This window comes from Staphylococcus sp. 11-B-312, from assembly GCF_016743055.1.
Classification (GTDB): Bacteria; Bacillota; Bacilli; order Staphylococcales; family Staphylococcaceae; genus Staphylococcus; species Staphylococcus ureilyticus.
In genome coordinates this window covers 2,282,235-2,304,567 of the sequence record NZ_CP068241.1, presented here as the reverse complement: position 1 = coordinate 2,304,567, position 22,333 = coordinate 2,282,235, and the positions used below count along the sequence as shown (strand labels likewise).

The window sequence follows — 22,333 nt, the reverse complement described above, 5'->3', positions numbered from 1 at the left end:
AGGTTTGTTAATCATAGTTTGATGCATTTCCGTCAGTACTATCACCAAACCTTACTTGCTCTTTTTTGATATTGGTTACTTCATCGTGATCACTGGGAGGGTAATGCTAACATGTTAGATATTCAGTCGCTATATAAATTATTATCTTCACATATGGGGTCACAACATTGGTGGCCTGCTGAGTCTAAAATCGAAGTGATATTAGGAGCGATTTTAGTACAAAATACCAATTGGAGAAATGCTGCTTATGCGCTTGAACAATTAAAGGTGAAGACTGAATTTGATCCAGAGCAGATGCTAAATTTGAATTTGGAATCTTTGCAAATGCTTATAAAATCAAGCGGATTTTATAAAAATAAAGCTAAAACGATTTTGAATATACTTGCCTGGTTGAAACGTTTTGATTTTGATTATCAAGCTGTAAGATCATATTATCAACTTCAATTGCGTAATGCTTTATTAGAAATCAAAGGTATTGGTAGTGAAACGGCAGATGTGTGTTTAGTTTATATTTTTGAAGAAGTTGTCTTTATTCCAGATAGTTATACTAGAAGAATTTTTAAAAAACTAGGCTATACCAACACAGAAAGTTATGAGAAATTGAAGCGACATATTGAACTTCCTGAAACATTTACTAATGCAGATGCTAATGAATTTCATGCGTTATTAGATAATTTTGGGAAAAATTACTTTAATGGAAAAAATGAAAACAAGTATACATTTTTAGATCCTTATTTTGAAAATTAAATTTCATAAAATAGACTTAACGATTGAGATGAGAGTTTGGTAATATAGAATAAAATAACTATTAGGAGATTAAGGTATGAAGAAATGGAATAAATTATTATGTTTGTTACTTGTTTTTGTAGTAGTCTTAACTGCTTGTGGTACGAAGTCAGACCAAAAGCATGATGAAGGGCAATCTGAGGGTCACACTTATAAACGTATTATTTCTCTAATGCCTAGTAATACGGAAATTTTATATGAACTCGGTTTGGGTGATGATGTGATAGGCGTATCAACTGTAGATGATTATCCTAAAGAAGTAAAAGATAAGAAACAATTTGATGCGATGAAACTTAATAAAGAGTCATTGATGAAAGCCAAACCAGATTTAATATTGGCACATGAATCTCAAAAAGCGACGAATGATAAAGTACTTAAAGGATTAAAAGATAGTGGTGTGAAAGTTGTTTATGTGAAAGATGCACAATCTATTGATGAAATGTATGAATCATTTATGCAAATTGGTAAGGTAACGCATAAAGAAAAAGCAGCCAAAAAACTCGTTAAAGAAACAAAACAAAATATCGAAAACGTAAAAAAATCAGTGCCTAATGATGTAAAAGGGCAAAAAGTTTTCATGGAAATTTCATCTGAACCAGAAATATACACTGCAGGTAAAGAAACATTTTTTGATGATATGCTGACACAATTAAAAGCAGAAAACAGTTTTTCTAATTTAAAAGGTTGGCAGAAGGTGAGTAAAGAAGATATTATTAAGCAAAATCCAGATTTGATGATATCAACAATGGGTATTTCATCATCTGAATATCAAAAAATGATTAACAAACGTGGTGGTTTTAATCAAATTAAAGCGGTACAGCACAATAAAGTTAAAGCTGTTAATGGTGATGAAATATCAAGACCAGGTCCACGTATAGATGATGGATTGAAAAAATTGAAAGAAGCTATTTATGAATAGTAATTTACTAAAACACAAAGATAGATTAGCCTAGGAACTAAATAGCTTTCGCTAACAAATAAACGTCAATTGCTATAGAAATGATATAGAATTGACGTTTTCTTTATGAATTTCTTATCATGTGATATTTACTTTTAGCATAAAAATATATACTATTTTAATAACGAACAATAAATATTTTTATCATTCAATATAACTGAACGATTTTATTGAAAGCGTGGCAAAGACATGAAATATAATAAAGCACTTATTATTTGTATCGTCCTACTCATTATCAGTATGCTACTAAGCATGCTTTGGAATATCGGTAATATTAATGAAGCATTGTCACAATCTATATTATTTCAAGTTAGAGTGCCTAGAACACTTCAAGCATTATTAGCAGGTATTGGTTTAACATTAGCAGGTCATATGTTTCAGACGCTATTAAATAACCCATTAGCCGACAGCTTTACATTAGGTTTAGCAAGTGGGGCAACTTTTGGTTCTGGTATAGCTGTAGTATTAGGGTTATCGTTTTTATGGTTACCAGTTTTTTCTGTTATTTTTAGTGTTATAACATTAATTACAGTGATCTCACTTACTACTGCTATGTCTAAAGGCTATCCGATAAGGACACTCATCTTATCCGGTATTATGATAGGTGCATTGTTTAATGCATTTCTTTATGTATTGATTATTTTTAATCAACAGAAGATGAATAATATTGTGAATTATATGTTTGGCGGTTTCTCATCTGCAGAGTATAACGAGGTAATATATATAGGTATTACGTTATTCATCGGTATTATTGTATTATGTAGTTTAATACCAAAAATTAAGATATTACAGCTAGGCCATTTGAAAGGAACATCTTTAGGTTTAAATGTACAATCATTAACATATTGCGTGTTATTAATTGCTTCATTGATTACTGCAGTAATTGTCGCATATGTAGGCATCATTGGTTTTATAGGTATGATTATTCCACAGCTTGTACGACGTCAGGGTCAGCAGTTCAATCTTGGACAACAAATGGTACTAAATATGTTTATAGGTGGTATAGTGATGGTAATGTCGGATTGGTTAGGAAGTATATTGTTAAGCCCATTTGAAATTCCTGCTAGTATTATTTTAGCATTATTAGGCATACCAGTACTATTTTACATCATGATCACTCAGACACGGAGCATAGAATAAACTTAAGGATTACTATCGTCTCGAGATGGTTTATACGATATAATGATATTTATTAATTAAGGTTAAGTAAAAGGTAAACCTAAGATTGAAGAGGTTATGATTATGGATTTAACTCAGGTAAAAGCGATTGTATTTGATTTAGAAGGGACATTATTAGACAGAAAGAAATCTCGAGAAAAATTTATAGAAGAGCAGTTTGAAAGGTTTCATGACTATTTTGTACGCATACAATTGGAAGACTTCAAACGTAAATTTATAGCACTAGATGATGATGAAGATCACGATAAACCTGAATTATATAAGGCGCTCATTAAAGATTTTCATGTAGATCGACTAACTTGGAAAGATTTGTTTAGTGATTTTGAAATGCATTTTTACAGATATGTATTTCCATATTATGATACACAGTATACTTTAGAAAAATTAACAGAGAATGGTTATTTGACTGGTGTGATTGCAAATGGTAAGTCAAAAATCAAACAATTTCGTCTGCACGCTTTAGGTATCGAAGATAGTATCAATTATTTATCTACATCTGAAACTGTAGGTTACCGCAAGCCCCATCCTAAAATTTTTGAAGATATGTTGTCGCAATTAGGTACCAAACCTGAAGAAACAATATATGTTGGTGATGATCCACTCAATGATGTAGCACCTGCAAGGGCCATGGGTATGATTAGTGTTTGGTTTAATGAAGATAATGAAAATGATCTAACACCTTTACCAGAAGAAGTAGATTTTACGATTAAAACTACGGAAGAATTACTTTCCATTTTATCAATTAATAAGAAAGGGAGATAAATGATGAACCTATTTACAACAAGTGATGGTGTTGCTTTAAATTACAAGACGAGTGGTGAAGGTAAAGCAATAGTCATGATTCATACTGCTTTTGATAACTTTTCAGTATTTAATGATTTAGAAACTAAATTTAATAAAGCATATCAGGTAGTACTCATTGATCTAAGAGGACATGGCTATTCTGACAAACCGAATGACATCAAATTTAGAACATATGCGAAAGATATTAAGGAATTATTAGATTATTTATATATTAATGAATGCTCTATCATAGCTCACGAATTAGGTGGTTCTATTGCCGCATTATTTGCTACACAATACCCAGAATTAGTGTCATCATTAACGATGGTGAATCCTACACTATTGAATGACATCACGCCTGAAGAGCGATTATATAGAAAGTATTCAGATAAAATTAGAAATTGGGATGATGAGACACAACAAAAATTCCTTGATAAACAATTATATTATTCCAAAAGAAAAGCTAAAAAATTCTTAAAGCAAATTGAAAATACGAACAACATGTCTACGAAAGCAGAAATAGAAGCGGTAAAACAATCATTTATTGACAATAATGTCATGCATTATTTAAAAGCTTTAGATTTACCTACATTAATTATTGTTGGACAGCATGGAGAAAGAACTACAGTATTCGAAGCAAAAGAAGTTGCGGATTATATCGGAAATACCCAATTTGAAGTTTTTGAAGAATCAGGATTATATCCATTCGTAGAAGAAAAAGATAAATTTATCAATGAAGTAAGAAAGTTTATAGAACAACATCTTCAATTAGCATCTTAAATTATTCAGCTTTGATAGATGCCTAGAAAAGATTACAGCAATACACTGTTTTGTAATCTTTTTGTAACATTACTGTTATTTTAGTAATATTTATAGTACAATGTGAATAAGCACAATGAAGGTAAGTTAAATATAAAGGAGAGAGTGCTTATGAAAAAATTATGTGCAGCAGTTTTAGTTACAGGTTTGGCATTTTCTGGTATTTCGGCAGGAAATGTTGAAGCAGCATCAGGGAACTCTATCCAAAGTGTTAATGAATTGCAACATGGAGATCGATCATTAGAAGGTGCGAAATTAGGAAGTTCTATTCAATCAGTATTAAAAAATAATAAAAAACCAATTTATTCATATAAACCTGATGGCACAGAACATTATTATGAATTTAAAAAAGATAATGGTGTGCTAGTGGTAACTGCAGATGGTAAGAAAAATAATGGTAAAATCACACGTGTATCAATGAGTTACAACGATACAAATGGACCATCATATAAAGAAGTGAAAAATGCTGTAAGCAACCAAGCAGTTGCACGTGAACATTATAATAAAGTAACAGGCAACTTTGGATATGTTCAAGATAATCAAGTATCTTATCAATTTAGTTCGCCATCACCTAATGATAAAAATATTAAACTTTATCGCATTGATATTAGTAAATAATCTTCACTTGTAATTATTAAAATGAATCAAAACCGACAAGTTTAAAGCTATATACTTGTCGGTTATTTTATTGTTACAATAAGCGAAAGTCTAATTTTATTAATGAATAAAGCACTTATTTAACAAAAAGGAGCCTATCATGAGAGTTAATGACAAAGTATTAATAGAAAATATCAATGATTATTTCACTCATAAAGGTCTTTCTCCCAATCTTATCGATGATATTAAAGGAAAATTAAAAAAAGAGTTAAAGAAATCAGAAGCACAAGATTTGGATTATATCGAATACAGAAAGAAATCACCAGCTGAAATAATTTTAACGATTCAACGCAATTTATTTACTTTACAATTAAACCCAATTGTATTTTTTATTATCAATTTTATTTTATTATCCTATCTATATGATAAACAGTATGTACCGTTCCAAGCAGCGACTGGATTATCAATTTTTTATTGTTTAATTATTTTACCGATTTCAATCTTCATTTATTTGAGAATTGATTGGAAAAATTATCTCTATAGTAATAAATTTGAAAGAGTGATAGGGCTGAGTGTTGCAGCAGCAGCGCTTATCTTAGTATTTGCACACGCTTTTGGGTTTAATTTAGGCATTGTCGCTGTATCATTATATGCACATCAATTTATCTTTTTTGTAGGTATCATATTTAGTATTTCTGGCATCTATTTTAAAAGATTAGAGTTTACTGGTATTGGGTTGTTGTTTTGTCAAAAAACAATAGATGCGATGATTAGTAATCCTGTGATTACACAAATTGCGTCTATTGTCATTTGGGTATTGTTATTAATTGTTATCATTTATTACACAATTAGAATATCTTCCAGAAATTAAAGTTACTTTATGGGTTTCTGATATTATTGTGTAATCAGTTGTATATACTCAACTTGCATTTAATGTGTCAAAAACATTAATTGTGGGTTGAGTATTTTTTAGTTTTAAAAGGCGAGATTATAAGGTCAGAGTGAAGATAAAGATTGCCGTTAAATATTTGAAATTGAGCATATGCGTTATAAAACGAGGGTATATAAATCATATAAGGAGGTGGCCCACAATGGAAAAAGTACAGATTAGTTGTAACACTGAATTGGCATACATCCGTGAGGGTCTAGGCTTTCCTGTAATTTTAATTCATGGTTTAGATGGTAATCTAGCTTCCCTATGTACTTTGAAAGATGAATTAAAAGAAAATTATGATGTTATTACTTATGATGTTAGAGGACATGGTAAATCATCAAAATCGAATGCATATCATTTAAAAGACCACGTAGAAGATTTGAAATTATTAATGAAACAGCTAAATATTGAAAAAGCCCATTTAGTAGGTCATGATATGGGTGGACTGATTGCTAAACATTTTGTCGATAAATATGAATCCAAGGTTGAATCATTAACGTTAATTGCATGTAATCTTATTGATAGTGTATTAGAGTTAAATAAATTAATGATTGAACATGAAGATGAAATAGAAGGCTTTGATAAATCTGAATCTTTAATCTTATTATTACCTTATATGTATAAAGATCAAGAAAAAGCTAAAAAATGGTTTCAGTCCCAGTTGATTTATAATAGACAGTCAGCTGAAGAAAGTGCAGTAGCAACAAGAGCATTAATGGAATTCCCTGTATTTAATCAAAATATTGTACTTGAACAAACCAATATTCCCACATTAATTGTAAATGGAATTTATGATCCATTGATCACTCAAGAAATGAAACGCAAATACGATCAAGTGTTTCACAATTTAGAAATGGTTGAATTTAACCAGTCAGGACATGCACCTCATATAGAAGAACCCATTCACTTTCTAGAGGTATTTTTAGCGTTTGTAAAAACAAATGAATATTCAGAACGCTGATATTGATGAAGCAATGCGATGTTTATTTTTTGATTTCAAACGATAAATATTTAGCGTTAAAAAGTCTAATACATTCAATAACATAAAAGTGCACAAATCAGGTAGGATGAAACATTAAAAATTTTTCAAAACATATATAAAACCACTTCACTGAATTCGTTCAGCGAAGTGGTTTTTGGTGTTGATAGGTATGATATGTGGGAAGCTAAAGTTAGTTATACTTCTTTTTCGTCATTTGCTTCTTGAATACGCTTATTAACACGTGATAATAATTCATTGATTTTTTTGCGTTGTTTAGAATCAACTAATATTAAAACTGTTCTTTCATCATGTTCATTACGTTTCTTATCAAAATAATCTTCTTGAGATAAATTTTTAACTGCTTTAACAACTTGAGGTTGTTTATAATTTAAGTGGTTAATAATATCTTTTAGATAATATTCTTCACTTTCGTGTTCACTAATATATGTTAATACAGCGAATTCTTCGAAACTTACTGAAAACTCTTTTTTGATAATACTTTTTAATTTATCAGCGTACGTTACCATTGCTAATAGTTCAAAACAATCGTTAATTTTGGTGATAGCCATTCTTAATTCCTCCCTAATTTATATGCCCAATCTAATATACATATTAAAAATGTTTTTGTATAATAATTTGTCTTAATTCAAAGTTGAATACAAAGTTTTTGTCATAATTTACAGCTCTAATATATTTGGGTAAAATATATTAAAACTAGCATTATTTAGTTTATTATAACTAAATTAAAATAGCAAGTAAACAAAAAACTGATTAAACGGTACGGTAATGTTTAAATTTATTAATTCAATTATTTAAATACCAATCATTTAATTATAATAATTGCTATACATTTACAATTTACCACTATTTGATAAAAACTGTAAAAAACAAATTATATTTTAAAGATTTAATGTGTTTATACTGTGTACATCTAATTTTTGGGCCGCACAGTATCAACATTTTTAGCTATGATATCTCCAGGTTTTAAACCTTCAATGATAAGCATAGTTTTTTTATTACCCGATTTTTCTGATTTAATAACTCTTTTAATAAATTTTTTATTACTTAGTAAATAAACAAATTGTCCATTACCTATTGCAGTACTTGGTATTTCTATCTGTGTAGTTGGTTTTTCGATTTTTACATGTTTACCAAAAAAGTAATCAGAATTTGGTGAAATTTCAAGCAAATATTTAGATGGTTTAGATAAATTTGTTTGATTGATTGGAAGTTTAGCAATATGTGTAATCGTACCAAAACTATTATTTGTAAAATCACTCGTTATCTTCACTTTGTCTTTGATATGTAAGACATTTTTTTCTGTCTCAGAAATTTCTGCTCTTATGACAGGCTTAGGATCATAGATTTGAATAAAGGAAAGATTTTGTGAAAACATACGCGATGGATTTATAATAATAGTGCCAGAAATCGGTGAAAAAATTGTAGTGCGCAATTTAGATTGTAAGTGGGAAATTTCAGTTTTTAAGTTAATAAGTTCTGTTGAAGTAGGTTTACTCGTCTTAGTGAGTTGAGCTAATAGTTTTTGTTTTTGTGTGATGAGTTGTTCAATGTGAGGGTTATAATACTCAAAAAGTGGTTGGTTTTGTGCTACTTTTGATTCGGTTTTTACGAACCAGTCGTGGATAGCGCCTTGAGAAGGATTATAATTGATTGATACTAACTGATAAGGTTCTTGTCTTCCGATAAGAAGTGGTGATTTTTTATAAGTCACTTTTATTGTTTCAATTTGTTTTTCAAAGTTATTACTTTGTGATTTTAAATAAAACCACAGGGACAGGGCGATTGTGCTAAAAAGGGTTAATAATGTGGCTAATATGATAAAGATACGTTTCAAAGATTGGTCACCTCTAGATGTATTATTGTACTGATTATACTGCGTTTATAATGATTGCGCCACAGAAAAAAGAGGCTACAACAAATTAATTGTTTTAGCCTCTCATTATTAAGTTCACCGAACCATTGCTATTATTGCAGGTGGCACGACATAATCATTTTAAACTAAATTAACTACTATCCTTCATCTTAAGCTGTTATGACTTAAAATAATCTTAAAAGCACTATGCCAATCATCATGGCGATGATTCCAACGACTTTTCGTTTCGTAATTTTATTCACATATGTGCCTAATAATCCAAAGTGATCAATAATTATGCCCATTAACATTTGACCTAACATCACAATAATTGTTGTTAAGGCAGCACCGAGATGTGGCATCAATATAATATTAGTAGTGACAAAAATCACGCCAAGAACACCACCAATGAAATAAATTGGTTTTAATTTACCTTTGTGCTGATTGTACGCCGTCATTTTAAGCGTTCTATTAAAGAGCAAAGTTAAAATGAATAATGTTATGGTACCAATCGCAAATGAAATTAAAGATGCTAAAATCGATGAATGTAACTGTTGACCTAATGCGCTGTTAATTGCGGTCTGTATTGGTGGACAAAAACCGAATATGAAACCGATAATTAACCAAATGTATACTTGCGTATTCATGTTTTTATCTTTCGGGTTGCTACGCACATAATTCATAAGTATAATTCCGAGCATTAAAAAGAGAATGCCAAGTACTTTAAAAATAGTAAAAGGTTCAACATCTGCGCCAAACCAACCAAAAGTATCAATTGTAACGCCCATAATAATTTGACCAGCAACTGTCATTACGACGGTTAAAGAGGCCCCTAATCTTGGCAACAATAATAAATTTCCTGTAAGAAAAATAACGCCTAATATACCTCCGACAAACCATATGTAACTCAATGACTGATTCGTATAAAAGTTAGTAGTAAAGACATGTGGATTGGTAACTAAATTGATTAAGATTAAAAAGATGGTTCCAGTAGCAAACGAAATTGTAGATGCATAGAATGAAGATTTCGTATAAAGACTTAATCTTGAATTAATCGAAGTTTGAAAAGGAACAACCATCCCAGCTACAATTCCCACTAAATATAAAAAAATCATTAAATCACGCTTTCTCCTAAGATAATTATATTATATAGGAAAGGTGTGGATTTTCCTATGCTCATTTCTATTTATCGAAGAGAAGAAAAGTATAAAATAATGTACACAATTAATGAAATATAATAAAATGCTTATGTTGATGTTATAATAAAAAGAAAATTATTAAATTGAAATTAAACATCAAGACCTATAAAAATTAGTAAGATGAATTTTTGATGGTTTAAAAATATATAGAAGTGGTGACAATTTACATTGAAACAACTTTCGATCATACGCTTATTAGATGAAGAGACTTTTTTTATAGGTGCGGGAAGTAATGAAGGTATTCAAAAAGAACAATTTATTGAAGTATTAAATCCTAGAAAATCATATAAGAATCTTGCTCAAGTGACAGAAGTTTTTGGTCAGTACGCAATGTGTAAAAAATTAGGGAAAAGTAAAATTTTTTTCGGTGATACTGTTAGGCTAAGACCGCTTAGAAACAAAAGTAATCATCGATAATATAGTATATGTGACAAACAGCGAATACAATTTGATTCGTTGTTTTGTCACTTTTTTTATTTAAAACAAACGAGCAGCCTCATGTATAGGTACATAGGGCTGCTGCTATTGCTTGTGTAATTTGCTTACATCAACTTTTTGTGACTATTCTACTTCACTAGAAAATTGTATATGTTTCAAAAATAATTGATTTAGTTTTCAAAAATTAATTTTGTAGATTTATCTATGATTTGTGCAGCTCGTACTGTTGTAGGGATTCCCGACTTAGGGCGTAAGATATCTAAAGCAATTAATTTATTCATTCCATCTTTAACCGTACTTTCATTGATGAAATGCTCTATTTTGGGTAATTGTAATTTAATGTCTTTGTTAACAGCATCATTGAATATAAGTTCTAACGTTTGACTCATAGTGTTTAACCTCCTTAATTAACTGTTTCAGTTTTGATGATTTCTACTGTTTCAAATTTTTCGCCAGTGATTTGTTCGATGATAGATTTAAAACTTTTAATTTGATCCGTTGTTGCTTGCGTATTCAGATTTGCGAAGTGACGTTTAAACTGTGTGGCTTTTCCATCTTTGTCATATGTTAGACGCGACATAGTGACGGCTAAGTGACTAATTTGATTCATTTGTCTAACCTCCTTTCACTATATATATCGTTGTTTAAGTTTAAATAGGTTAAAAAAATTTGAAAAAATTAGACAAAATACTTTCATGTGACAAAAACATGCTATATCATTAAATATGCAACATTAATTAATTCAGAGGTGAATTTATGAATCAAGTAGATCCTATTAGGAATACTAATGAGATAAAAGCGATGTATGAGGTTTTAAAAGCCAAATCCATGCGTGATTATCTATTGTTTAAGTTTGCGATACATACTGGTGTGAAACTTTCCTCATTATTAAATTTAAATGTAAGTGATGTAAAAATAGAGGATGATGATATCAAACACTATTGGGTAGAGATGCATGCACCTAAAATTCAAATTAGGTTACCAGAAACTTTGAGAAATGAATTAATGACATATATATCAGAACAACAATTGAAGAATGATGAGTTATTATTTCAGTCTAATAGGACATTGAAAGGTCTATCCCGACAGCAAGCTTATCGTATTATTCATCTTGCTGCAGAAGATTTGGGGATGTTACATATTGGTTTGACGACGTTGCGTAAAACATTTGCATATCATGCTTATCAATCGGGTATTTCAATATCGATTATTCAAAAGTACTTAGGACATCAAACAACTTTTGAAACGATGAAGTTTATAGGTATTTCTACAAAAGCTAGCAAAACAACGATTGCTTTAAATTTGTAAATTATAGTTAAAGGGGGTATAGGATGAGTTTAGTTTATTTAATGAGTGCTATTGTTTTAATTATGATGGTACTTTTGCTCACAATGACGAAACGAAGTTTTCATAAATTTGCTGGGCCAATCGCTTTAATAGCTCCGATCATTTCTTCTATTTACTTTCTATGGCAATTGCCACAAGTAATGAAAGGGCAATTTGTAGCAATTAAAATCCCTTGGCTTACATTATTGGATATTAATATAGATTTTAGATTAGATGGATTAAGTTTATTTTTTAGTTTGTTAATATCACTCATTGGTCTAGCAGTATTTTATTATGCTACACAATACTTATCAAAAGAACATGATCATTTACCACGTTTTTATATATATATCTTGTTATTTATGTTCAGCATGCTGGGTATTGTTACAGCAAATAATACAATTTTGATGTATGTATTTTGGGAATTGACGAGTGTATCATCTTTCTTACTCATTGCCTATTGGTACGGGAAAGGTGCAAGTCAATTTGGCGCTATCCAATCATTTATGATTACAGTTTTTGGTGGTCTTGCACTATTAACAGGTTTTATCATGATTTATATTGTTACGGGTACAAATTCTATTACATCGATAATCGCACAAAGTGATAAAATAGCGGATAGTCAGTTGTTTATACCGATTATTATCTTGTTGCTTTTAGGTGCATTTACGAAATCAGCACAATTCCCGTTCCATATTTGGTTGCCAAAAGCTATGGAAGCACCGACACCCGTGAGTGCTTATCTACACTCTGCCACAATGGTAAAAGCAGGTATATTTTTACTATTTAGATTCACACCTGTTTTAGGGCTAAGTGACTTTTATATTTATTGTGTTACTTTTGTTGGTTTGATAACGATGATTTTTGGGGCAGTTAATGCTACGCGACAATATGATTTAAAAGGTATTTTAGCTTATTCTACAATCAGTCAACTAGGTATGATTGTTTCTATGGTCGGTCTCGGTGGTGGCTTTGCACAACATACGACAGGTGAACTGTCTAAAGTATATAGCCTTATTCTCTTCGCTGGACTTTTCCATTTAATGAATCACGCATTATTTAAAGGTGCCTTGTTTATGGGTGTCGGCATCATTGATCATGAAACTGGTACAAGGGATATACGTCGATTATCTGGATTAAGAAAAGTACTGCCAATTACGCATGTGGTTATGTTACTTTCAGCTTTATCTATGGCTGGTATTCCATTTCTTAATGGCTTTTTAAGTAAAGAAATGTTTTTTGATGGTTTAGTAAGTTCATATCAATTACCACAATTTAATATCATTTTAACAATTATTATTGCAGTAATAGGCGTGGTTGCTAGTATTTTCACGCTCATTTATGCAGTTTACATGATTAAGGAAGTTTTTTGGGGAGACATTAAACATAATGATTCACCAGTACAAAATCCTCATGAACCATTTCTATTTACGCTACCTTCTGCAATTATGATGATTTTGTTGCCGATAGTGTTTTTTGTGCCAAATTTATTTGGACATCATATTATTTTACCGGCATTACGAAGTATCACAATTGGAGAAAAAGTAGATGCTGTTGCACCGCATATTTCACAATGGCACGGATTTAATTTACCGCTATTGTTAAGTTTTATTGTTATTGTTGTAGGTTTTATAGCGGCGCTTAAAATTGATTGGAAAAAACAATCTGAAAAAATTAGAGTCAAATCTATAACAGATGTTTATTTAGACTCATATAAGCAATTTGAAAATTATTCAGGGTACAGTATTCGTACATTGATGAATAACCGTTTGAATCATTATATTATATTAACGTTAGCTGTTTTCATTATAGTTGTTGTTTATGGCATCATCCAAGCTGGTTTTCCTGACGTTAAACAGATACATGTCAGTGAATTCGGGCCGTTAGAAATCATCACGTTAATTGTTGTTTTTATTTTAGGTATTGCTTTAACGTTTATTCGTCAACGTTTAACGATGGTAATATTAAACGGTATTATTGGTTATTGTGTAACGATATTCTTCATTTTAATGAAAGCACCAGACTTAGCATTGACACAATTAGTGGTAGAAACAATAACTACAATATTGTTTATTGTTAGTTTTTCACGCTTACCAAACGTACCACGCTCAAAAGTTCATAAGAAACGAGAAGCTGTTAAAATTATCGTTTCATTGATGATGGCAGTTACTGTAGTCACGCTTGTCTTCATTGCACAACAGGGTGAAACGATGCCAACGATTTCAACTTTTTATCATGATGCATATAAACTGGCAGGCGGTAAAAATATTGTAAATGCGATTCTTGGTGATTTTCGTGCTATGGATACTTTATTTGAAGGTATGGTATTAATCATCGCTGGATTGGGTATCTATACATTACTTAACTTTAAAGAACGGAGGGGTCAAGATGAAAGAGAATGATGTAGTCTTACGAACAATTACTAAAATTGTTGTATTTATATTGTTAACGTTCGGGTTCTACTTATTTTTAGCAGGACATAATAATCCTGGTGGTGGATTTATCGGTGGACTTGTATTCAGTTCTGCATTTTTACTTATGTTCTTGGCCTTCGACGTTAAACAAGTATTAGTCGCCTTACCACTTGATTTTAGGATATTAATGATTATCGGTTCATTAGTATCATTTGCTACTGCTGTGATACCAATGTTTTTTGGTAAACCGTTCCTTTACCAAACCGATGCATATGTCCAATTGCCGATATTAGGTGAAGTACATTTAACGACTGTGACACTTTTTGAAGCAGGTATTGTATTAGCGGTCGTAGGCGTTGTTGTAACAGTGATGCTATCCATAAGTGGTGGTCGCTCATGAATTTGATATTGTTAATGGTGATTGGCTTTTTAATATTTATAGGAACGTATATGATATTATCAGTCAATTTAATCCGTATCGTTATAGGTATTTCAATTTATACACACGCAGGAAATTTAATTATCATGAGCATGGGACGCTATGGTAAGAATATGGTAGAACCGCTTATTGGTGAAGGGAGTAAAAACTTCGTAGATCCGTTATTACAAGCTATTGTATTGACTGCTATTGTGATAGGTTTTGCTATGACTGCATTTTTACTTGTACTCGTATATAGAACGTATCGAGTAACTAAAGAAGATGAAATTGATGTGTTAAGAGGTGATGACGATAATGATGAGTAATTTGTTAATTCTGCCATTACTTCTTCCAGCAATTTGTGCACTTGTACTCGTATTTATCCGTACACATAGCAGATTATCAAGAATTTTTTCAATCGGCACAATGTCTATTACGACAATCATATCTTTATTGTTGTTGATTTATGTTATGCAACATAAGCCAATTGCTTTAGATTTTGGTGGTTGGAAAGCGCCTTATGGTATTCAATTTGTTGGTGACTCATTGAGTTTACTCATGGTCACGACATCTAGTTTTGTCGTTACGTTAATTATGGCGTATGGTTTTGGTAGCAGAGAAAAAAGAGCAATTCGCTATTACTTACCGAGTTTTATTCTGTTTTTAACAGTAGGCGTTATTGGTTCATTTTTAACTGCAGATTTATTTAATATATATGTTATGTTTGAAGTAATGTTGCTCGCGTCGTTTGTGTTAATTACGTTAGGACAATCAGTAGAACAATTACGTGCAGCGATTATTTACGTTGTACTTAATATTTTAGGTTCTTGGTTATTATTATTAGGTATCGGCTTACTATATAAACTTACTGGCACCTTAAACTTTGCTTTAGTAGCGCAAAGATTAACTGAGATGCAGGGTGAAAGTTCAGTAGTAATTATTTCAATGGTATTTTTAATTGCATTTGGTGCAAAAGCTGCGCTTGTATTATTCATGTGGCTTCCAAAAGCATATGCTGTTTTAAATACTGAATTAGCAGCATTATTTGCGGCATTAATGACAAAAGTCGGCGCTTATGCCTTGATTCGTTTTTTCACATTGTTATTTGATGATTATAGTGGTATTACACATCCACTATTGGTTGTCTTGTCTTGTATCACGATGTTGATTGGCGCATTTGGTGTCTTAGCTTATCGAGATATTAAAAAAATTGCGGCATATCAAGTGATTCTTTCTATCGGTTTTATTATTTTAGGTCTAGGTTCAAATACAATTTCAGGTGTCAATGGTGCTATTTTTTATCTTACAAATGACATTGTTGTGAAAACTTTACTATTCTTTATTATTGGTAGCTTAGTATATATTACTGGTTATCGACAATATAAAAATTTATATGGTTTAGCTAAAAGAGAACCATTCTTCGGTGTGGCATTTGTGGTAATGATTTTGGCCATTGGCGGTGTTCCTCCATTTAGCGGTTTCCCAGGAAAAGTGTTTATTTTTAAAGGTGCTGTTGAAAATGGTAATTATATAGGTTTAACTTTGATGATTTTAACTAGCCTGATTGGTATGTTTAGCTTGTTTAGAATTTTCTTCACAATGTATTTAGGTAATGATGATAAAGGTGAACATATAGACTTCAAACCAATTCCTAAATATCGTAAAGGTTTGATTGGTATCCTTGTAGCCGCAATTATTGGTATGGGGCTGGCAGCTCCACTGATTTTCAAAGTAACTGACAATGCTACCCATTTAAACATGGATGATGGATTATATGAAAAAATGGTCAATCCTCATTTAGTGAAGGAGGAGAAATAATGAGACAAGTCTTACTTAATATGGTCATTGCATTTTTATGGGTGTTATTTCAAGATGAAGAATCATTTAAAGCTTCTACCTTCTTCTCAGGTTATCTTATTGGTTTAGTCGTTATTTATATCCTACATCGTTTTTTTGGCCAACAATTTTATTTGAAAAAGGTTTGGGTAGCATTTAAATTTTTAACGGTATACTTATATCAGTTAATTACATCAAGTATGACAACAATCAACTACATTTTATTTAAAACGAAAGACTTAAATCCTGGTTTAGTTAGGTATGAAACGACTTTAGAAACTGATTGGGAAGTTTCATTTTTGACTATTCTAATTATCATTACACCGGGTTCAACGGTTATTAGAATTTCAAAAGAGAGAAAAAAGATTTTTATACATGCAATTGATATCTCTGAAAAAGAAAAACAGAAACTGCTTAAAAGTATAAGACAATATGAAGGACTCATATTGGAGGTGGCAGAATGATCGAATCACTGATAAATTTCTTTATTACAAGTTCAATTATTTTATTTGGGATAGCACTTATCTTAACGTTGTTTCGGTTAGTAAAAGGACCGACGACAGCTGATAGGGTGGTTGCATTTGATACTGCTAGTGCTATATTAATGTCAACTGTCGGTGTGTTAAGTGTTGTCTTTGGTACATTTTCTTTCTTAGATTCTATCTTATTGATTGCGATCATTTCGTTTGTAAGCACCGTTTCTATTTCAAGATTTATAGAAGGGGGGCATGTCTTTAATGCAAATAACAAGCGAAATCGTTAATTTAATTGCAGCTTTTATGATGTTTTTGGGTAGTATTATCGCTTTAATTAGTGCGATCGGTTTGATTAAGTTCCAAGATGTCTTTTTAAGAAGTCATGCCTCTACGAAAAGTTCAACATTATCAGTATTGTTAACACTTGTAGGTGTTGTCATTTATTTTATTTCTTCACAAGGTTATTTAAGTGTTCGGATGATTTTGGCATTGGTATTTATCAATTTAACATCTCCAGTAGGTGGACACTTGATATCAAGAGCGGCATACCGAACGGGCGCTTATATGTACAGGAAAAGTGATGCACCTAAACAAACAAGTATCTTATTAAGCGCTTCAGAAAATGATACATTTGAACAATTGAAAAAGCGTGCTCAAATACGGGAAGAGCGTAGACGTAAAATGAATGAAAAAGATCAGGATATGTATTAAATTAAATAAATCAGTTATTTAAGCATCTATTTATTTGCTTGAAAATAACTGATTTGGGAATTATGTATTTGACTAAGCGGGTTGGAAATCAAAGTTAAGTTTGATTTCCAACCCGCTGTTGTTTCTATATATGATGTTATTTGATTGGCATCGTGGTGTTTGTAGAATAACAAAATTTTATCATTGTTGAAGTGCAATACATTTTAGCGGCTGCTAAAAAAATGATAAAATTATATATATTTGTAATTGTGTTAATGTTAAAAAGTACATATCTGACAAATATCATTGTTCATACAAACAAAGATATGAAAGAGTTTGAGACACAATATGTTCATAAATAAAACGATTGTATTTTTGTTTCAACCTCAGCAATTATGAAAGTTTAAATGTTGAAAAGAGGTGAAACCATGCAAATATTTGAAACAATACTTATATTTTTAGCTGTAGTAATCGCAAGTTCTTTAGTTCATATTTTATTACCTAAAATCCCTTTAGCTTTTATACAAATTATACTCGGTATGTTACTGTATATTACCCCAGTTCCCGTCGAATTCCATTTTGATTCAGAATTATTTATGGTTGCTCTGATAGCACCGCTATTATTTGTTGAAGGTGTAAAAGTTTCTCGTGTACATTTAAGACGTTATATCAAACCTGTTTTAATGATGGCATTAGGTCTTGTAGTAACCACAGTAATCGTAGTTGGTTTATTTGTGCATTGGATTTGGCCCGAGTTACCGTTAGCTGCTGCGTTTGCGCTAGCCGCAATCTTATGTCCAACTGATGCCGTTGCTGTTCAAGCAATTACGAATGGTAAAGTACTCCCTAAAGGCTCTATGACAATTTTAGAGGGTGAGTCATTATTAAATGATGCTGCTGGTATCATATCTTTTAAAATTGCTGTAGCTGCATTGATTACGGGTGGCTTTTCAATGGTGAATGCTGTTGAACAGTTTTTAATATCTTCTATTGGTGGATTTATTGTAGGTTTAATTATTGGCGTGGCACTTGTTAGGTTTAGAGTATCACTTTCTAGAAGAGGTATAGAAAATATAAATATGTTTACGTTTATACAACTTGTGACGCCTTTTATTACATATCTCGTTGCTGAAATGTTTCATGCGTCAGGCATTATTGCAGCTGTAGTAGCAGGCTTGGTTCATGGGTTTGAACGTGACCGTATTGCACAGGCACGTACTAGATTACAAATGAGTTATAACCATACTTGGAATATATTGGGTTATGCATTAAACGGTTTTGTTTTTTCCATTTTAGGATTTTTAGTTCCAGAACTTGTTGGCAGAATTATAGAAAATGAACCCCATAATTTTATTTTTCTAATTGTAGTCACAGTTTTAATTGCTTTAGCAATTTATTTATTTAGATTTTTATGGGTGTTTGTTTTATATCCTTATTTTTATTTACCAATTAGTCCATTCCAAAAAATACTAACGAATTATGAAGATAATACGAAAGTCACTGAGAAACCACCAAAACGTGGTATGTATGCTTTTATTATGACATTGTGTGGCGTACACGGGACAATATCTTTAGCAATTGCTTTGACATTACCTTATATGTTGGCTGATCATCATTCTTTCGTATTTAGAGATGACTTATTATTTATCGCATCCGGTATGGTCATTATGAGTTTAATTATTGCACAGGTTTTATTACCTATTGTGACACCTAATGCGGTTCAACCAAAGCAACACGGTATGAACTTTAAACAAGCACGGGTGTATATTCTAGAAAAAGTTATAGAACACTTAAATAAATTATCCTCTGAAGAATCAAGTTATTTATATGGAAATGTTATCAAAGAATACCATGACAAATTAGCATTTCTTAAAACTGTTGAGAACGAAGATGAAAATACTAAAGAGTTAGAACGATTACAAAAAATTGCTTTTGATGTTGAAAATAATACGTTGAATAGTTTGGTATCTAATGGCGATATAACAACAAATATCCTAGATAACTATATGCGCTATGCGGAACGTACTCAGGTTTATAAACAATCATCTCTCATTCAACGTATTAAAGTTGAAGTGAAAACGTTTGTCTTAAAAAGTAGAATTAAAACAAAAGTGAGAACAAATGCAGCTTCCTCATTATCAGTGATTGAAAACTTGAGAGAAATTTCTAATGTTATGAGAACAGTGCATTATCGTGTAGTCAGTCGTTTAGGTAAGGAAACAACTGAAGCAAATAAATTAGAAGTTGGTATGATTTGTGATAGTTATTTAATGAGAATAGAAAACTTAACGCCTTCTAATTTCTTTAATCCAAAAAGTGAAACTTCAATTACTAAAATTAAATTGGGTGCACTTAGAGAACAGCGTCGTGTTTTGAATGAACTTTCTGAAGATGAAGAAATTAGTGAAGTTACTGCGCTAAAATTACGTGAAGCGATTAATTATGATGAAATGATTATCGTAGATAGTTTAACAGATTAAAGCGCATAAATTAGCAAGTTTAATTCATACTTAAATAAAAGAAGTCATGAGTTACCTCTTCTTTTCAAGTTTTAAGGGAATGAGCGACGATATCTAATTTTATTAAACAGATGTCGTCGTTTAACCCGACAACGATGGTATTAAGGATTACCTGAGCTGCTGCTCATGCATAAGTCTTACTAATTCAGCAAAGCTGAAAGTAAGACTAAAAAAATCTCCATCAATGGGGGGAGGAGCCAACCATTGATGGAGTTAAGGGAGATAGATGATTTAAGGCTTGAATACCACCATACCGTACGTCATTAGGAGGGAAACGTACGGTATGGGGCTATTCACCTACAATGTAGGTTAAATAGCCTTATTTTATTCCATACTACCGTGAACAGTATTGATATTTTCTTGCATCATATTAAAATATGAATCTCCTTTAGTGCCTTTTTTACCTATAGAATCTGTATATACTTCTCCATAAATATCTAAGTTTGTTTCTTCACTTAGACTTTGCATACTTTTCTTATCTACACTCGTTTCTACAAGTAAATGTTTAAGGTTATTGTCTTGAACAAATTTTACAGCTTGCTTCATTTGTTCAGGGGTACCTTGTTTTTCGGTATTGATTTCCCAAATATAACCAGGTTTAATATCAAACTGTTTTGAGAAATATTTAAAAGCACCTTCACTTGTGATCATTGCACGTTGTTCTTTAGGTATATCGTTGAATTTATCATGACTTTCTTTTTTCAAATCTTCTAACTTAGCGATATAATCTTTGGTATTACTTTGAATATCATCTTTATACTTGTCATTTTTCTTAATCAAGGCTTTGCTTATTTCTTCTACATATTTAATACCATTATCTAAACTTAACCAAGCGTGTGGATCTTGTTTTGATTCATCGCCTTCTTTAGCACCGTTTAAGTATAAAGGTTTAACATTTTTTGAAACTTTAACAACAGAACCATCTTCATATGACTTATTAGCTTGTGATAATGCGTTTTTAAACCAACCATTACCTGTTTCTAAGTTTAGCCCGTTATAAAACACAACGTCAGCATCTGTCAATGCTTTAATATCTTTTGGTTTTACTTCATATTCATGTGGATCTTGACCGATTGGGACGATACTATGAATATCTACGTTATCGCCTCCAACATTTTTGACCATGTCATAAAGGATTGAGTTTGTTGTTACAACTTTTATTTTTTCATGTGATTGAGAATTAGAATCGTTGTTTCCTTTACCACATGCACTTAAAAATAATAAAAGAATCATTGTAATTGTTAATAGTTTTTTCATTAAATTGCTCCTTTTTTTGTGAAAAATTGCATTTTATTACAAGTGAAAATAATGATATAAATGATAAACGCACATAAGACGATAGTTGCACCACTTGGAATATTATAAATATAACTAAAATACATACCGACAATTGAACTTATAACACTAATAAGACTAGAAATGATCATCATCGTATGTAATTTTTTAGCGATTAAAAATGCAGCTGAAGCAGGCGTAATCAATAAAGCGACAACTAATATAATACCTACTGTTTGTATGCTTGCTACCGTAACGAGTGAGAGCAATAGCATAACGAAATAGTGTAAAAATGTAGTGTTTAAACCACTCATTCTACTAAAAATTGGGTCGAATGTGGATATCATTAATGGTCTGTAGAAAGTTATAATTAAAATCATAACGATTAAACCAACTACGACTGTTGACCAAAAAGTAGCGTGTGTCACTGCTAATAGGTTACCGAAAAGAATATGATATAAGTCGGTGGTACTATTAATGAGACTAATTAAAATGACCCCGGTAGCTAAAAATGCTGTAAAACTAATACCTATCGCAGCATCAGGTTTGGTCTTACTACTTTTGGTAATGAATCCGATAAAGATACTAGCAATCATACCTGTCACTAACGCTCCAACAAACATAGGAACGCCGAATAAAAATGATAATGCGACCCCAGGTAAAACTGCGTGACTCATTGCGTCTCCCATAAGGGACAGGCCTCTTAATACAATGAGGCAACCTACTGTACCACAAACGATTCCTACAACAATTGAAATAATCAATGCATTGCTTAAAAATTTGTATTCAAATAGGTGTTGAAAAAATTCCATATCGTGTTACTTCCTTTCT

Annotated in this window: 25 protein-coding genes; 18 read left to right on the top strand and 7 right to left on the bottom strand. The window is 31.3% G+C overall.

Annotation, left to right across the window (positions count from 1 at the left end; translation table 11 throughout):
- Nucleotides 1-111 precede the first annotated feature (111 nt).
- The 8 genes from JG554_RS11135 (at nucleotide 112) to JG554_RS11100 (ending at nucleotide 7,017) form a co-directional block, all read left to right on the top strand.
- Complete coding sequence (locus tag JG554_RS11135) at nucleotides 112-747, top strand: endonuclease III domain-containing protein (RefSeq protein ID WP_046207293.1); 636 nt, start codon at nucleotides 112-114, stop codon at nucleotides 745-747.
- A gap of 76 nt (nucleotides 748-823) precedes the next feature.
- Nucleotides 824-1,705 (top strand): ABC transporter substrate-binding protein, encoded by an 882-nt coding sequence (locus JG554_RS11130; RefSeq protein WP_046207294.1) that lies wholly within the window; start codon nucleotides 824-826, stop codon nucleotides 1,703-1,705.
- Nucleotides 1,706-1,933: 228 nt separating this feature from the next.
- Nucleotides 1,934-2,884, top strand: coding sequence for a FecCD family ABC transporter permease (locus JG554_RS11125; RefSeq protein WP_070657579.1), 951 nt, complete (start codon nucleotides 1,934-1,936; stop codon nucleotides 2,882-2,884).
- A gap of 102 nt (nucleotides 2,885-2,986) precedes the next feature.
- Entirely contained in the window at nucleotides 2,987-3,685 is a 699-nt protein-coding gene (locus JG554_RS11120; protein ID WP_046207296.1) for an HAD family hydrolase, read from the top strand.
- Nucleotides 3,686-3,688: 3 nt separating this feature from the next.
- On the top strand, nucleotides 3,689-4,486 hold the full coding sequence (locus tag JG554_RS11115) for an alpha/beta fold hydrolase (RefSeq protein ID WP_046207297.1): 798 nt from the start codon (nucleotides 3,689-3,691) through the stop codon (nucleotides 4,484-4,486).
- A gap of 150 nt (nucleotides 4,487-4,636) precedes the next feature.
- Nucleotides 4,637-5,143 (top strand): SA0570 family protein, encoded by a 507-nt coding sequence (locus tag JG554_RS11110; protein ID WP_046207298.1) that lies wholly within the window; start codon nucleotides 4,637-4,639, stop codon nucleotides 5,141-5,143.
- 139 nt (nucleotides 5,144-5,282) lie between these two features.
- Entirely contained in the window at nucleotides 5,283-5,993 is a 711-nt protein-coding gene (locus JG554_RS11105) for a hypothetical protein (protein ID WP_046207299.1), read from the top strand.
- 220 nt (nucleotides 5,994-6,213) lie between these two features.
- Nucleotides 6,214-7,017 (top strand): alpha/beta fold hydrolase, encoded by an 804-nt coding sequence (locus tag JG554_RS11100; RefSeq protein ID WP_046207300.1) that lies wholly within the window; start codon nucleotides 6,214-6,216, stop codon nucleotides 7,015-7,017.
- A gap of 215 nt (nucleotides 7,018-7,232) precedes the next feature.
- Here JG554_RS11100 and sarA read toward each other — a convergent pair whose 3' ends face one another.
- From sarA to JG554_RS11085, 3 genes are all read right to left on the bottom strand, one after another.
- A complete protein-coding gene (sarA, locus tag JG554_RS11095) occupies nucleotides 7,233-7,607 on the bottom strand; it encodes a global transcriptional regulator SarA (RefSeq protein WP_019468421.1) in 375 nt (124 codons plus the stop codon).
- Between the two features lie 362 nt (nucleotides 7,608-7,969).
- On the bottom strand, nucleotides 7,970-8,893 hold the full coding sequence (locus tag JG554_RS11090; RefSeq protein WP_107360159.1) for an efflux RND transporter periplasmic adaptor subunit: 924 nt from the start codon (nucleotides 8,891-8,893) through the stop codon (nucleotides 7,970-7,972).
- A 203-nt stretch (nucleotides 8,894-9,096) separates the two neighbouring features.
- Entirely contained in the window at nucleotides 9,097-10,026 is a 930-nt protein-coding gene (locus JG554_RS11085; protein ID WP_046207302.1) for a DMT family transporter, read from the bottom strand.
- Between the two features lie 252 nt (nucleotides 10,027-10,278).
- Between JG554_RS11085 and JG554_RS11080 the strand changes: the two genes are divergently transcribed.
- Entirely contained in the window at nucleotides 10,279-10,527 is a 249-nt protein-coding gene (locus tag JG554_RS11080; RefSeq protein WP_046207303.1) for a hypothetical protein, read from the top strand.
- A 191-nt stretch (nucleotides 10,528-10,718) separates the two neighbouring features.
- Here JG554_RS11080 and JG554_RS11075 read toward each other — a convergent pair whose 3' ends face one another.
- Nucleotides 10,719-10,937 (bottom strand): DUF2922 domain-containing protein, encoded by a 219-nt coding sequence (locus JG554_RS11075; protein WP_046207304.1) that lies wholly within the window; start codon nucleotides 10,935-10,937, stop codon nucleotides 10,719-10,721.
- A gap of 14 nt (nucleotides 10,938-10,951) precedes the next feature.
- On the bottom strand, nucleotides 10,952-11,158 hold the full coding sequence (gene sroA, locus JG554_RS11070; protein ID WP_046207305.1) for a sigS mRNA-stabilizing protein SroA: 207 nt from the start codon (nucleotides 11,156-11,158) through the stop codon (nucleotides 10,952-10,954).
- 146 nt (nucleotides 11,159-11,304) lie between these two features.
- On the opposite strand from sroA, the gene JG554_RS11065 reads away from it, so the two are divergent.
- From JG554_RS11065 to JG554_RS11025, 9 genes are all read left to right on the top strand, one after another.
- Entirely contained in the window at nucleotides 11,305-11,856 is a 552-nt protein-coding gene (locus tag JG554_RS11065; protein WP_046207306.1) for a tyrosine-type recombinase/integrase, read from the top strand.
- Nucleotides 11,857-11,879: 23 nt separating this feature from the next.
- A complete protein-coding gene (locus JG554_RS11060) occupies nucleotides 11,880-14,276 on the top strand; it encodes a DUF4040 family protein (RefSeq protein ID WP_107360158.1) in 2,397 nt (798 codons plus the stop codon).
- A complete protein-coding gene (gene mnhB2, locus JG554_RS11055) occupies nucleotides 14,263-14,688 on the top strand; it encodes a Na+/H+ antiporter Mnh2 subunit B (protein WP_019468412.1) in 426 nt (141 codons plus the stop codon). The genes JG554_RS11060 and mnhB2 overlap by 14 nt, the downstream gene beginning before the upstream one ends.
- Nucleotides 14,685-15,032: a Na+/H+ antiporter Mnh2 subunit C gene (gene mnhC2 / locus JG554_RS11050; protein ID WP_019468411.1), complete on the top strand. Its 348-nt coding sequence runs from the start codon at nucleotides 14,685-14,687 to the stop codon at nucleotides 15,030-15,032. The genes mnhB2 and mnhC2 overlap by 4 nt, the downstream gene beginning before the upstream one ends.
- Complete coding sequence (gene mnhD2 / locus JG554_RS11045) at nucleotides 15,022-16,524, top strand: Na+/H+ antiporter Mnh2 subunit D (protein WP_107360157.1); 1,503 nt, start codon at nucleotides 15,022-15,024, stop codon at nucleotides 16,522-16,524. Before mnhC2 ends, mnhD2 begins: the two co-directional genes overlap by 11 nt.
- Nucleotides 16,524-17,006: a Na+/H+ antiporter Mnh2 subunit E gene (mnhE2, locus tag JG554_RS11040; RefSeq protein WP_040029960.1), complete on the top strand. Its 483-nt coding sequence runs from the start codon at nucleotides 16,524-16,526 to the stop codon at nucleotides 17,004-17,006. Before mnhD2 ends, mnhE2 begins: the two co-directional genes overlap by 1 nt.
- Nucleotides 17,003-17,305, top strand: coding sequence for a Na+/H+ antiporter Mnh2 subunit F (mnhF2, locus tag JG554_RS11035; RefSeq protein ID WP_046207309.1), 303 nt, complete (start codon nucleotides 17,003-17,005; stop codon nucleotides 17,303-17,305). The genes mnhE2 and mnhF2 overlap by 4 nt, the downstream gene beginning before the upstream one ends.
- The gene (locus JG554_RS11030) at nucleotides 17,280-17,729 is read left to right on the top strand and encodes a Na+/H+ antiporter subunit G (protein WP_046207310.1); all 450 of its coding nucleotides are present in this window, start codon (nucleotides 17,280-17,282) and stop codon (nucleotides 17,727-17,729) included. The genes mnhF2 and JG554_RS11030 overlap by 26 nt, the downstream gene beginning before the upstream one ends.
- A 407-nt stretch (nucleotides 17,730-18,136) precedes the next feature.
- Nucleotides 18,137-20,188, top strand: coding sequence for a cation:proton antiporter (locus JG554_RS11025; RefSeq protein ID WP_046207311.1), 2,052 nt, complete (start codon nucleotides 18,137-18,139; stop codon nucleotides 20,186-20,188).
- Nucleotides 20,189-20,551: 363 nt separating this feature from the next.
- Here JG554_RS11025 and mntC read toward each other — a convergent pair whose 3' ends face one another.
- Nucleotides 20,552-21,484 (bottom strand): manganese ABC transporter substrate-binding lipoprotein MntC, encoded by a 933-nt coding sequence (gene mntC / locus JG554_RS11020; RefSeq protein WP_064209570.1) that lies wholly within the window; start codon nucleotides 21,482-21,484, stop codon nucleotides 20,552-20,554.
- A complete protein-coding gene (locus JG554_RS11015) occupies nucleotides 21,484-22,314 on the bottom strand; it encodes a metal ABC transporter permease (RefSeq protein WP_064209569.1) in 831 nt (276 codons plus the stop codon). The genes mntC and JG554_RS11015 overlap by 1 nt, the downstream gene beginning before the upstream one ends.
- Nucleotides 22,315-22,333 lie beyond the last annotated feature (19 nt).